This window comes from Streptomyces sp. BJ20 (genome assembly GCF_022869105.1).
Taxonomy (GTDB): Bacteria; Actinomycetota; Actinomycetes; order Streptomycetales; family Streptomycetaceae; genus Streptomyces; species Streptomyces griseoincarnatus.
Map to the genome: position 1 here is coordinate 5,082,613 of NZ_CP094918.1, position 12,131 is coordinate 5,094,743.

A 12,131-nucleotide genomic window follows, 5' to 3' on the forward strand; every position below is an offset into this window, starting at 1 on the left:
GTCACTCTACGGCGTGCGGCACGCCGAACGGGAACCAGTCCACAGGCCCGCGGCATCTGCCCGGAACGTCCCCCTACCCTGCGGTAATCCGGTCTGGCAGGCTGCGGTCATGACTGCGCGCGCCGCCGACCGGGCCCGTTACGACCGGGCCACCGCACAGCTCGACGCCCCCGTCGCGATCGTGGATCTGGACGCCTTCGACGCCAACGCGGAGGATCTGGTCCGCCGTGCCGGGGGCAAGCCGATCCGGGTCGCCAGCAAGTCCGTGCGCTGCCGGGCGCTGCTCGAACGCGTCCTGGCCCGCGAGGGTTTCGCGGGGATCATGTCGTTCACGCTCGCCGAGTCGCTGTGGCTGGCCCGCTCCGGTTTCGACGACGTCCTCCTCGCCTATCCGTCCGCCGACCGCGCCGGGTACGCCGAACTCGCCGCCGATCCCAAGCTGGCCGCCGCCGTCACCGTGATGATCGACGATCCGGCGCAGCTGGACCTGATCGACGCGGCGCGGGCCGGCGGCAGTGAAGTGGTGCGCGTGTGCCTGGAGTTGGACACCGCGCTGAAGCTGCTCGGCGGGCGGGTGCGGATCGGCGCCCGCCGCTCCCCGCTGCACTCCCCCGCCCAGGTCGCCGAGGTGGCCCGCGCGGTGGTGCGCCGGCCGGGGTTCAAGGTCGTCGGGATCATGGCGTACGAGGGCCATGTGGCCGGGGTCGGGGACGCGGTGGCCGGGAGGCCGCTGCGGTCCCGCGCGGTGCGGCTGATGCAGGCGGCCGCGCGCCGCGAACTCGCCGAGCGGCGGGCCGCGGTGGTGCGGGCGGTCCGGGAGGTCGTGCCGGACCTGGAGTTCGTCAACGGCGGCGGCACGGGCAGTGTGCAGCACACGGCGGCCGAGGACGCGGTGACCGAGATCGCGGCCGGTTCGGGTCTCTACGTACCGCGGCTGTTCGACAACTACACGTCGTTCACGGGGCGTCCGGCCGCGCTGTTCGCCCTGCCGGTGGTGCGACGGCCCGGGGTCGGCGTGGTGACGGTGCTGGGCGGCGGCTACCCGGCGTCCGGCGCGTCCGGCGCGGACCGGCTGCCGGTGCCGTATCTGCCGGAGGGGCTGCGCTACGACCCGCAGGAGGGGGCGGGCGAGGTGCAGACGCCGCTGCTGGGGCCGGTCGCGGACGATCTGCTGATCGGCGACAAGGTGTGGTTCCGGCACGCCAAGGCGGGCGAGCTGTGCGAGCGGTTCGACACGCTGCACCTGGTGGAGGGGGACGCCGTGACGGCGACCGTGCCGACGTACCGGGGTGAGGGACACACCTTCCTGTAGCCGCGCCGCGCCCGCTCCGTGGCCGCTCAGCCGGTCGGACCGATGCTGCTGCCGACACCGCCGCCGGACGTCTGGTCGGCGGTGGAGCGGATGCCCCTGGTGATGCGGTCCATGTCGGCCACGGGCGGCCCGTCCGGGCCCGCCTCGAAGACGAACCGGACGAGGACCGGGGACTCGGTACCGACGCTGGACGGGAAGACGAGGGACTGGACGTAGCCGCCGGGGCCCTTGGCGGTGGTCACCCGCCAGCGCACCAGGTAGCCGGCGCGGCCCGCCACCGCGACGGGCCCCGCCTTGACGACCTGGTGGGACTTCATGCCGCCGTAGGGCCGGTTGCCGAGGGCGTCCTCGTCGAAGGCCTCCTCGGCGGCCTCGGGGATGTCCGCCTCGGCGAGTACGCGGGACGAGGACTCGTCGGTGGCGGTCACCGTGCGGGAGACGACCATGCCGCCGCGGCAGAGGGAGCCCTCACCGGGGCAGTCGTGGGTGCCGTCGGTGGTCATGACGGCGTCCTTCTCCACCACGTGCCGGGGGCGGACCCAGCCGTCGAGGAGCGGGAAGGTGACGCCGTTCAGCTCGTCCACGACCACGCCCTCGTCCTCCGGCGCGGGCTCGGAGACGGACGGCGAGGGTGACGGCCGCGTGGACTCCGTCGTGGGCGCGGGGGCGGTCGGGCCGGGACCGGTGCGGGCCTCGGGGTCCTCGTCGTCACGGGTGAGTGCCACGGCCCCGGCGACGACGGCGGCGACCAGCACGGCCCCGGCGGCGGTCAGCGCGACGGCCTTGGCCCCGCCGGACCCGCCCGAGCCGCCTGAGCCGCCACGGCCGGGCACGGCCGGAGGACCGTAGCCGCCCGCCGCCCCGTACGGCCCCGGCGCACCGGGCGCGTTCGGCGTATGAAGGGCGCTCGGCGCACCGAAGCCGCCCGCCCCCGCCCCGGCCGCCGGCGCGGAACCGGACGCCGGCGTGCGCCGGTGCTCGGTCCAGGCCGTGCCGTCCCACCAGCGCTCCAGGTGCGGGGCGTGGGGGTCGGGGTACCAGCCGGGCGGGGGCGTCACGCTCATCCAGGCACTGTAACGACGGGCGCCGTCCCCGTGGGACGGGCTCTACAGGGGTGTGACGTACGCCCCCGAGATGCCGCCGTCGACGAGGAAGTCGGTCGCGTTGACGAAGGACGAGTCGTCACTGGCCAGGAACGCGACGGCGGCGGCGATCTCCTCGGCCTCGGCGAACCGGCCGAGCGGGATGTGCACCAGCCGGCGCGCGGCCCGCTCCGGGTCCTTGGCGAACAGCTCCTGGAGCAGCGGGGTGTTGACCGGTCCGGGGCACAGCGCGTTGACCCGGATGCCCTCCCGGGCGAACTGCACGCCGAGCTCACGGGACATGGCGAGCACGCCGCCCTTGGAGGCGGTGTACGAGATCTGCGAGGTGGCCGCGCCCATCCGGGCCACGAAGGACGCGGTGTTGATGATGGAGCCCCTGCCCTGCTCCCGCATATAAGGGATGGCGGCCTTGCAGCACAGGTAGACGGAGGTGAGGTTGACCTCCTGGACCCGCTTCCACGCCTCCAGGCCGGTCTCGAGGATGGAGTCGTCGTCGGGCGGCGAGATGCCCGCGTTGTTGAACGCGACGTCCACGCTGCCGTACGTCTCGTACGCGGTGCGGAACAGCGCCTCGACCTGCTCGGGGTCGGTGACGTCGGTGTTCACGAAGATCCCGCCGGTCTCCTCGGCGGCGGCCTTGCCGCGCACCTCGTCGACGTCCGCGCAGACCACGTTCGCCCCCTCGGAGGCGAGGCGGCGCGCGGAGGCGAGCCCGATGCCGCTGCCGGCTCCGGTGACGACGGCGGTGCGGCCGGTCAGGCGGCGGCAGATGATGTCCTCGCTCATGTGCGGTCAGGCCTCCGTGCTGATGAAGACGTTCTTGGTCTCGGTGAAGGCGGTCAGGGCGTCCGGGCCCAGCTCGCGGCCCACGCCGGACTGCTTGAACCCGCCGAAGGGGGTCCAGTAGCGGACGCTCGCGTGGGAGTTGACGGACAGGTTCCCGGCGCGCACGGCGCGGGAGACACGCAGGGCTCGGCCGACGTCCCGGGTCCACAGGGAGCCGGCGAGTCCGTAGTCGGTGGCGTTGGCGAGGCGGACGGCGTCGGCCTCGTCGTCGAAGGGGAGGACGACCGCGACGGGCCCGAACACCTCCTCGACGGCGACCCGGTCCTCGGGGCGGACGCCGGTGAGGACGGTGGGCGGGAACCAGTAGCCGGGGCCCTCGGGTGCCTTGCCGCGGATGCCGTCGAGGTGGTCGGGGACGTAGGAGCGGACACGGTCGAGCTGGGTACGGGAGATCAGCGGGCCCATGTCGACGTCCTCGTCGCGGCCGGGGTCGCCGACGCGGACGCCCTCGATCGCGGGGGCGAGCAGCTCCAGGAAGCGGTCGTGGGCGGAGCGTTCGACGAGGACGCGGGTGCGGGCGCAGCAGTCCTGTCCGGCGTTGTCGAGGAAGGACAGGGGGGCGGCGGCCGCGGCGGCCTCCAGGTCGGCGTCGGCGAAGACGATGTTGGGGCTCTTGCCGCCGAGTTCGAGGGTGACCCGCTTGAGGTGCGCGGCGCCCTTGGCCCACACCTGCTTGCCGACGGCCGTGGACCCGGTGAACACGATCTTGGCGACGCCGGGATGTTCGACGAGGGCGTTCCCGGCGACCGCGCCGTGACCGGGCAGTACCTGGAACAGCCCCTCGGGGAGTCCGGCCTCCAGGGCGAGTTCCGCGAGGCGCAGGGCGGTGAGGGGGGTGGTCTCGGCGGGTTTGAGGAGGACCGCGTTGCCGGCGGCGAGGGCGGGGGCGGTGCCCCAGGCCGCGATGGGCATGGGGAAGTTCCAGGGCGCGATGACGGCGACGACGCCGAGCGGTTCGAGGAAGGTGACGTCGACGCCGCCCGGCACGGGGATCTGCCGGCCGGTGAGGCGTTCCACTCCCCCGGCCGCGTAGTCGAGCAGGTCGCGGACGTTGCCCGCCTCCCAGCGGGCGTTGCCCAGGGTGTGGCCGGCCTCGCGGACCTCCAGCCGGGCGAGTTCCTCGACGTGGTCGTCGACGGCGGCGGCGAACCGGCGCAGCAGACGGGCGCGGTCGCCCGGCGCGAGGGCGGCCCAGGCGGTCTGCGCGCGGGACGCGCGGGTGACGGCGGCGTCCACGTCGGCGGGGCTCGCGGCCGGGACGGTGGCGATGACCTCCTCGGTGGCGGGGTTGCGCACCTGGAGCTCGGCGGACTGGTCGGACACTCGGGGCCTCACATGCGTTCGAAGGAGCGGCGCAGCTCCCAGTCGGTGACCGCGGCGTCGAAGGCGTCGATCTCGACGCGCGCCATGTTGCGGTAGTGGGCGACGACCTCCTCGCCGAAGGCCGCCTTGGCGATCTCGCTGCGCTCCCACAGCTCGGCGGCCTCGCGCAGCGTGGTGGGGACGTGGTCGAAACCGGCCGAGTAGGCGTTGCCCGCGCAGGGGTCGGGCAGTTCGAGGCGCTGCTCGACGCCGTACAGGCCTGCGGCGACCATGCCGGCCACGGCGAGGTAGGGGTTGACGTCGCCGCCGGGCAGCCGGTTCTCGAAGCGCAGGGAGCGGCCGTGGCCGACGACGCGCAGCGCGCAGGTGCGGTTGTCGTGGCCCCAGGCGACGGCGGTGGGGGCGAAGGAGCCCGGCTGGAACCGCTTGTAGGAGTTGATGTGCGGGGCGTAGAGCAGGGAGAACTCGCGGAGCGCGGCGAGTTGTCCGGCGAGGAAGTGCCGCATCACCTCGGACATGCTGTCCGGGTCCTCCGGGGAGTCCGGCATGGCGCTCTCGCCGCCGAGGTCGGCGAGCGAGAGGTGGATGTGGCAGGAGTTGCCCTCGCGTTCGTTGTACTTGGCCATGAAGGTGATCGAGACGCCCTCCTGGGCGGCGATCTCCTTGGCCCCGGTCTTGTAGACGGAGTGCTGGTCACAGGTGACCAGGGCCTCGTCGTAGCGGAAGGCGATCTCGTGCTGGCCGGGGTTGCACTCGCCCTTGGCCGACTCGACGGTGAGGCCGGCGCCGGCCATCTCGTTGCGGATGCGGCGCAGCAGGGGCTCGATGCGTCCGGTGCCGAGTACCGAGTAGTCGACGTTGTACTGGTTGGCCGGGGTGAGGCCGCGGTAGCCGGCGTCCCAGGCCTGCTCGTAGGTGTCCTTGAAGACGATGAACTCCAGCTCCGTGCCGACCTGGGCGGTGTAGCCGAGGGCGGCGAGCCGGTCGAGCTGCCGGCGCAGGATCTGCCGGGGCGCGGCGGCCACCGGGGAGCCGTCGGCCCAGGCGAGGTCGGCGACGACCATCGCGGTGCCCTCGTTCCAGGGGAGGCGGCGCAGCGTGTCCAGGTCCGGGTACATGGCGAAGTCGCCGTAGCCGGTCTCCCAGGAGGACATGGCGTAGCCGTCGACGGTGTTCATGTCGGCGTCGACGGCGAGCAGGTAGTTGCAGCCCTCGGTGCCGTGGTGGAGGACCTCGTCGAGGAAGAAGCGGGCGGCGAACCGCTTGCCCTGGAGGCGGCCTTGCATGTCGGGGAAGGCCAGGACGACAGTGTCGATCTCGCCGCCCGCGACGAGGGCGTGCAGCTCCTCGACGGGAAGCGGGGGTGTGCGGTCTGCCACGGGAGGGCCTCCTGGGCTTCTTCGGTCAGCCGGGAGCCATAAGGTATTGCCGGGAACCATTGCTTGGGAAGGGGGCACGACCAGATGCCGGAGGATGCGGTCGGCGCGGTCGGGGACCGGCTGGCGCCGGTGCTGCGGCAGGTCCGTGCTGGCAACGGCTTCGAGGAGGCGCTGGAGCAGATCCTCCAGGTGGTGCGGCTGGGTCTGGTGGCGGACGGGGAGCGGCTGCCCGCCGAGCGGGAGCTGGCGGAGCGGCTGGGGATCAGCCGGGTGACGCTGCGCGAGGTGCTGAAGGTGCTCCAGGACCAGGGCCTGGTGGAGTCGCGGCGCGGCCGGTACGGCGGGACGTTCGTGCTGCCCCGCGCGACGGACGCCGGCGAGGAGGAGCTGCGGCGGCGGATCGCCGAGGTGGACATCGAGGACGTGCTGCGCTTCCGGGAGGTGCTTGAGGTGGGCGCGGCCGGGCTGTGCGCGGCGCACGGGCTGACGGACGGGCAGGCGGGGCGGCTGCGGGAGGCGCTGGCGGGCACGCAGGAGGCGCCGCTGGGCGACTACCGGCGGGCCGACACGCTGTTCCACCTCACCCTGGCGGAGCTGTCCGGCTCGCCGACGCTGACCGCGCAGTACGCGGCCGTCCGGGCGACGGTGAACGATCTGCTGGACTGCATCCCGCTGCTGGTGCGCAACCTGGAGCACTCGCAGCGGCAGCACGCGGCGCTGGTGGAGGCGGTCCTCGAGGGGGACGCGGACGGGGCGCGCGAGGTGATGCGGGAGCACTGTGCGGGTACTGCGGCGCTCCTGCGGGGGTTCCTCGCCTGACGTGTGGCGCGCGGCGGGTCCGGGGGAGGGTTTACCGCGGCTTAACGCACGGGGGTTGCGCTCACGTCGGGTGCGCCACGAAGGTATGGGCCCACAAAGGTCTGGATCCGTTCCATTACCATCTTCCGCGCCACACCGCCTCCTGGGGAGCCGTGCCGTGAGCCTTCCATCCGCATCCCGTGAACCCGCCGGTGAGCCCGACGACTACCTGGAGCGCCGGAAACTGCGCCGGGGCAGCGCGGGCTGGCTGCTGCTGACCGGCCTCGGCGTCGCCTACGTGGTCTCCGGCGACTACTCCGGCTGGAACTTCGGCCTGGCCGAGGGCGGCTTCGGGGGCCTGGCGATCGCCATGGTCCTGATGGGCGTCATGTACACCTGCATGGTGTTCGCGCTCGCCGAGCTGTCGTCGGTCCTGCCCACGGCGGGCGGCGGCTACGGCTTCGCCCGCCGGGCGCTCGGCCCCTGGGGCGGCTTCCTCACCGGCACGGCCATCCTCATCGAGTACGTCCTCGCGCCGGCCGCGATCTCCATCTTCATCGGCGACTACGTCGAGTCGCTCGGTCTGTTCGGCCTGGAGTCGGGCTGGCCGGTGTACCTCGCCTGCTTCATCGTCTTCATCGGTATCCACCTGTGGGGCGTGGGCGAGGCCCTGCGCTTCAGCTTCGTCGTCACCGGTGTCGCGGTGGCCGCGCTGGTGGTGTTCGCGCTGGCGGCGCTGCCCGAGTTCGACGCGTCGTCGCTGGACGACATCCCGGTGGACTCCTCGGCGCTGGGCGCCAGTTCCTGGCTGCCGATGGGGCTGCTCGGCATCTGGGCGGCGTTCCCGTTCGGCATGTGGTTCTTCCTGGGCGTGGAGGGCGTGCCGCTGGCCGCCGAGGAGACCCGGGAGCCGGCCCGTACGCTGCCGCGCGCGATCCGCTGGTCGATGGGCATCCTGGTGGTGCTGGCCCTGATGACCTTCTTCACGGCGGCCGGGGCGCGCGGCTCGAACGCGATCCAGGACGCGGGCAACCCTCTGGTCGAGGCGCTCCAGCCGGACGGCGAGGCGACGGTGCTGAGCAGGATCGTGAACTACGCGGGACTCGCGGGGCTCATCGCCTCGTTCTTCTCGCTGATCTACGCGGGTTCGCGGCAGCTGTTCGCCCTGTCCCGGGCGGGTTACCTGCCCCGCTTCCTGTCCCTGACCAGCAGCCGCCGGGCGCCGTACCTCGGTCTGGTGGTCCCGGGCGCGATCGGGTTCGCGCTGGCCGCGAGCACGGGCAACGGGGCGCGGATGCTGAACATCGCCGTGTTCGGTGCGACGATCTCCTATGCGCTGATGTCGCTGTCGCACATCGTGCTGCGGCGCCGGGAGCCGGAGCTGCCGCGGCCGTACCGGACGCCGGGCGGGGTGCTGACCTCGTCGGTGGCGCTGGTGCTGGCCTGCGCGGCGCTGGTGGCGACGTTCCTGGTGGACGTGACGGCGGCGTTCATCGCGCTGGCGGTGTACGTCGTGGCGCTGGCGTACTTCGGGCTGTACAGCCGCAAGCACCTGGTGGCGAAGGCGCCTGAGGAGGAGTTCGCCGCGCTGGCGGCGGCCGAGGCGGAGCTGGCGCGGGACTGAGGAAGAGGGAGGTGCCCGGGTGTCGGGCAGGCCACTGATCGGCATCAGTACGTACGCGGAGTCGGGCGTGCGGTGGGGCGTGTGGCAGCTGGACGCGGCGCTGCTGCCGGCCGGCTACCCACGACTGGTGCAGCGGGCGGGCGGGCTGGCGGCGATGCTCCCGCCGGACGCGCCGGAACACGCGGCGGCGGCCGTGGCCCGCCTGGACGGCCTGGTGATCGCGGGCGGCCCGGACGTGGAGCCCGTCCACTACGGCGCCGAGCCCGACCCGCGCACGGGGCCTCCGGCACGGGCCCGGGACGCCTGGGAGCTGGCGCTGATCCGGGCCGCCCTGGAGCGGGGCGTGCCGCTGCTCGGCATCTGCCGGGGCATGCAGCTGCTGAACGTCGCCCTCGGCGGCACGCTCGTCCAGCACATCGACGGCCACGCGGAGGTCCCGGGCGTCTTCGGCCGCCACCCGGTCAAGCCGGTCCCGGGCACGCGGTACGCGGAGGCCGTCCCCGAGGAGACGTCGGTCCCGACCTACCACCACCAGGCGGCCGACCGCCTCGGCACCGGCCTGATCCCGTCCGCGTACGCGGAGGACGGCACGGTGGAGGCGGTCGAACGGCCCGACGGCCCTTGGGTGGTGGGGGTGCAGTGGCACCCGGAGATGGGGGAGGACGAACGGGTGGTCCGCGCGCTGATCACCGCGGCGGGGGTCTGACGGGCGGGTGCCGCCCCGGTAGCCGGAATCCGACCCGGCCAAGGGCGTACGCCATGTACGACGCCCGGGTCCCGGCCGCCGCCCCCCACCCCTGACCGGCCCCGACACCACGGGAGTACGCGAGCGCAGCCCACCAAGCCACACGGAAATTCCCCACAGGACGCCACCTCACCGCGGCCCGGCCCCCACCCCACGTCACCGGGACGAGGCCACCATCCCCCGGACCAACCCCGGCACCCCCGGCCGCCCGGTCCGCAAGCGCAGCCCACACAACCGCACGGAGATCCCCTACAGGACTCCACCTCACCGCGGCCGAATGCCCCGCTCACCCCCGTCGCCGGGGGCGCGGCCCGGTCAGGGGAGCCGGCTCGTCCCGGCAGCGGGCGCGAGCCCGATCTCTCAGGTGCGCGTCAGCGACAGCAGATCCCGTGCCGGCCCCGTCGGGCGGTGGCCCGTGGGCCAGACCGCCCGCAGGGCGCGGGCCAGGGCGACCGACTGGACCGGGATCCGGACCAGGCGCCGCATCCCCAGCTCCTCCCCCACCGCCAGTTCGCTCAGCACCGCGGGACCCGCGCCGCCGACCGCCGCCGCCTTCACCGCCGTCGTCGAGGACAGCTCGATCAGCGGGCGGGCCAGTCCGCCGAGCGCCGCGTCCAGCACCTGGCGGGTGCCCGAGCCCTCCTCCCGCAGGACCAGCGGCGTGGCCGCCAGTTCCTCCGCCGCGAGGGGGCTTCTGCGGCGGGCCCAGGGGTGCGCGGGGGCCGTGACGACGACCAGCCGGTCGTGGGCGATCACCGCGGAGTCGAGTCCGGCCGGCACCGTCAGCCCTTCCACGAAGCCGAGGTCCGCCTCCCCCGCCAGCAGCCGCTCCGCGACCGCCGTCGAGTTGCCGGCGAGCAGGGACACGGCCGTGTCGGGCCGCTGCGCGCGCAGCGCGACGAGCCATCCCGGCAGCAGGTACTCGGCGATCGTCATGCTCGCCGCGACCCGCAGGCGTGAGTCCCGGCGGTCCCGCAGCGCCTGCGCGCCCGCGTCGAACGCCTCGGCCGCCTCGACGATCCGCCGGGCCCAGTCGGTGACCAGGGCGCCCGCGTCGGTGAGCCGGGACCCACGGGGTGAGCGGTCGACGAGGGCGACGCCCAGCTGCCGTTCCATCGACCGGATCCGGCTGCTCGCGGCGGGCTGGGTGATCCCCAGCTCCCGCGCGGCCCGGCCCAGGCTCCCCACCCGTGCCACGGCGAGCAGCAGCTCGAGCGCGCCGAGGTCGGGCACCCGGTGCGCGAGCGAACCGCCGTTCCCGGACCGTTCGTCGCCGTGGTCTTCCGTCCTGCTCATAAGCCCAGCTTATGCAACGCGCGCCACACGCCCGCCGCTCGAGCACCGGCCGTCAGACGCCGATCTCCCGCAACGCCCGCCCCAGCACCTCCGGTGCCTCCGTCAACGACGGGCCGTACCAGGTGAGATGGCGTCCTCCGACCAGGGCGCACGGGAGGCCCGGGAAGGCTTCCGGACCGTCGTCGGCGGAGAAGCGGTACGGCTCGTCGGGGAGGACGACCAGATCCGGCCGTTCCGCGCGCGACTCGTCGAGCGGGACGCGCGGATACCGTTCGGAGTGGTCCGCGTACAGATTGCGTACGCCGAGCCGGGCCAGCAGGTCGCCCGCGAAGGTGTCGCGGCCGAGCACCATCCAAGGTCGGCGCCAGATCGGGACGACCGCCGTGCGCGGCTCCGGGAACGGCGGGGGCGCCTCCCACGCCGCCTCCGCCGCGTCCAGCCAGCCGGGCCGGCTCCGCACCCCGCACGCGGCCAGGACGCGGTCCAGTTCGGCGAAGGCCTGCGGCAGGGTCCGTACGTGGGTGACCAGGACGTCGAGGCCCGCCGCGCGCAGGGCGTCGAGGTCGGGCGGCCGGTTCTCCTCCTCGTTGGCGATCACGAGGTCGGGGGCCAGCCCGGCGATCCGGTCGGTCTTCGGATTCTTGGTGCCCCCGATGCGCGGGACGTCCAGGCCGGGCGGATGCGTGCACCAGTCGGTGGCCGCGATCAGGGCACCGGGCGCCGACATCGCCACGGCCTCGGTGAGCGAGGGGACGAGGGACACCACGCGTGGAGTGCTCATCGGCGCGGCTTGGTGTCCCGCAGCGCCTCGATGTGCTCGGCGACGGCGACGACCAGCAGCCGGGTCTCCGGCACCGTGGCCCGCCAGCGGTGCCGTACGCCGCCGGTGAGGTAGAGGGTGTCGCCGCGGCCGAGGCGGTAGGCGCGCCCCTCCGCCTCGATCTCCACGGCGCCTTCGGCGACGTACATCAACTGGTCGTTGCGGAACTGCAGTTCACGTCCGGCGTCGTGGTCGCCGGTGAACTCCTGGGCGTGCATCTGGTGGTGGCCGCGGACCAGGGACCGCACCCGCGGCTCCGCCCACTCCTCGGTGCCCTCGGCGCGCACGACGTCCACGCTGCACGCCGGGTCGGCGGCGGCGAGCAGTTCGACCGCGGTGGTGCGCAGCGCGTCGGCGAGCTTCTCCAGGGAGGTCTGGCTGGGGCGCGCGCGCTCGTTCTCGATCTGGCTGAGGAACGGGACCGACAGACCGCTGCGCTCGGCCACGACGGCGAGGGTGAGGTCCAGCGTGCGACGTCGCCGCCGCACGGCCGCGCCCACCCGAAGGGGCTGTTCTTTGTGGTCGCCCATCGCTCCGGCTCCCTCCTTCGCCGCTCGTCGTACCCGTCCGCCGAGGTTCCGGCGCTCTTCCCCTGCTGGGTTGTCTGCACCCTACGCATGTTCGGCAAACCGTTTCAGGCGCCTGTCACGTCGCCGTCCTGTGCGGCCGGTGCGGACCTCACAGTTCACGCCAGCCGCCCGCCGGGCCCCTCGGCACACCTCGGATGCGAAAAGGGGTGTTCCCGCCATTGTTCACCGTGTTCGCCGGAAGGTCACGGGGAGGTCGGGGAAGGTTCGGGGAGGGGTTCGCGCTCTGTGGTTGTCCGGATTCCTACGGTGGCGGGGGGCGGCTCCGGACGGCGCGAGGGGCGGGTCCGGGCGCCCC

11 protein-coding genes are annotated in these 12,131 nt (G+C 73.8%); 4 read left to right on the forward strand and 7 right to left on the reverse strand.

Features of this window, described 5'->3' with window-relative positions; all coding sequences use genetic code 11:
- The first annotated feature begins 109 nt into the window (after positions 1-109).
- On the forward strand, positions 110-1,312 hold the full coding sequence (locus tag MTR79_RS22970) for an amino acid deaminase/aldolase (RefSeq protein WP_189366468.1): 1,203 nt from the start codon (positions 110-112) through the stop codon (positions 1,310-1,312).
- 26 nt (positions 1,313-1,338) lie between these two features.
- Here the strand turns inward: MTR79_RS22970 and MTR79_RS22975 are convergent, their stop codons facing one another.
- The 4 genes from MTR79_RS22975 to MTR79_RS22990 are packed head-to-tail and all read right to left on the reverse strand — an operon-like array spanning position 1,339 to position 5,963.
- The gene (locus tag MTR79_RS22975; protein WP_189366469.1) at positions 1,339-2,376 is read right to left on the reverse strand and encodes a DUF2510 domain-containing protein; all 1,038 of its coding nucleotides are present in this window, start codon (positions 2,374-2,376) and stop codon (positions 1,339-1,341) included.
- A gap of 42 nt (positions 2,377-2,418) precedes the next feature.
- Positions 2,419-3,201, reverse strand: coding sequence for a 3-oxoacyl-ACP reductase (locus MTR79_RS22980; RefSeq protein WP_086702645.1), 783 nt, complete (start codon positions 3,199-3,201; stop codon positions 2,419-2,421).
- Between the two features lie 6 nt (positions 3,202-3,207).
- Positions 3,208-4,584, reverse strand: coding sequence for an aldehyde dehydrogenase family protein (locus MTR79_RS22985; RefSeq protein ID WP_199207047.1), 1,377 nt, complete (start codon positions 4,582-4,584; stop codon positions 3,208-3,210).
- Between the two features lie 8 nt (positions 4,585-4,592).
- On the reverse strand, positions 4,593-5,963 hold the full coding sequence (locus MTR79_RS22990) for a glutamine synthetase family protein (protein ID WP_086702642.1): 1,371 nt from the start codon (positions 5,961-5,963) through the stop codon (positions 4,593-4,595).
- An 84-nt stretch (positions 5,964-6,047) separates the two neighbouring features.
- Between MTR79_RS22990 and MTR79_RS22995 the strand changes: the two genes are divergently transcribed.
- From MTR79_RS22995 to MTR79_RS23005, 3 genes are all read left to right on the forward strand, one after another.
- A complete protein-coding gene (locus MTR79_RS22995; protein ID WP_244791890.1) occupies positions 6,048-6,782 on the forward strand; it encodes an FCD domain-containing protein in 735 nt (244 codons plus the stop codon).
- A gap of 157 nt (positions 6,783-6,939) precedes the next feature.
- On the forward strand, positions 6,940-8,385 hold the full coding sequence (eat, locus tag MTR79_RS23000) for an ethanolamine permease (protein WP_086702639.1): 1,446 nt from the start codon (positions 6,940-6,942) through the stop codon (positions 8,383-8,385).
- Positions 8,386-8,404: 19 nt separating this feature from the next.
- Positions 8,405-9,091, forward strand: a complete 687-nt coding sequence (locus MTR79_RS23005; protein WP_086702638.1) for a gamma-glutamyl-gamma-aminobutyrate hydrolase family protein — start codon at positions 8,405-8,407, stop codon at positions 9,089-9,091.
- A gap of 399 nt (positions 9,092-9,490) precedes the next feature.
- Here MTR79_RS23005 and MTR79_RS23010 read toward each other — a convergent pair whose 3' ends face one another.
- From MTR79_RS23010 to MTR79_RS23020, 3 genes are read right to left on the reverse strand one after another with little or no spacing between them, the layout of a single operon-like run.
- Positions 9,491-10,426 carry a LysR family transcriptional regulator gene (locus MTR79_RS23010; RefSeq protein ID WP_244791891.1) on the reverse strand — a complete coding sequence of 312 codons (936 nt, stop codon included), beginning with the start codon at positions 10,424-10,426 and terminating at the stop codon, positions 9,491-9,493.
- Positions 10,427-10,478: 52 nt separating this feature from the next.
- Positions 10,479-11,207 (reverse strand): helical backbone metal receptor, encoded by a 729-nt coding sequence (locus MTR79_RS23015; RefSeq protein ID WP_244791892.1) that lies wholly within the window; start codon positions 11,205-11,207, stop codon positions 10,479-10,481.
- Positions 11,204-11,776, reverse strand: a complete 573-nt coding sequence (locus MTR79_RS23020) for an XRE family transcriptional regulator (RefSeq protein WP_033274986.1) — start codon at positions 11,774-11,776, stop codon at positions 11,204-11,206. Before MTR79_RS23020 ends, MTR79_RS23015 begins: the two co-directional genes overlap by 4 nt.
- Between the last annotated feature and the right edge of the window lie 355 nt (positions 11,777-12,131).

Bases quoted from the DNA above. Each gene is read 5' to 3' on its own strand.
- MTR79_RS23015 (WP_244791892.1), bottom strand. From the start codon at position 11,207: ATGAGCACTCCACGCGTGGTGTCCCTCGTCCCCTCGCTCACCGAGGCC.
- MTR79_RS22970 (WP_189366468.1), top strand. From the start codon at position 110: ATGACTGCGCGCGCCGCCGACCGGGCCCGTTACGACCGGGCCACCGCA.
- MTR79_RS23020 (WP_033274986.1), bottom strand. From the start codon at position 11,776: ATGGGCGACCACAAAGAACAGCCCCTTCGGGTGGGCGCGGCCGTGCGG.
- MTR79_RS22995 (WP_244791890.1), top strand. From the start codon at position 6,048: ATGCCGGAGGATGCGGTCGGCGCGGTCGGGGACCGGCTGGCGCCGGTG.
- MTR79_RS22980 (WP_086702645.1), bottom strand. From the start codon at position 3,201: ATGAGCGAGGACATCATCTGCCGCCGCCTGACCGGCCGCACCGCCGTC.
- MTR79_RS22975 (WP_189366469.1), bottom strand. From the start codon at position 2,376: ATGAGCGTGACGCCCCCGCCCGGCTGGTACCCCGACCCCCACGCCCCG.
- MTR79_RS23010 (WP_244791891.1), bottom strand. From the start codon at position 10,426: ATGAGCAGGACGGAAGACCACGGCGACGAACGGTCCGGGAACGGCGGT.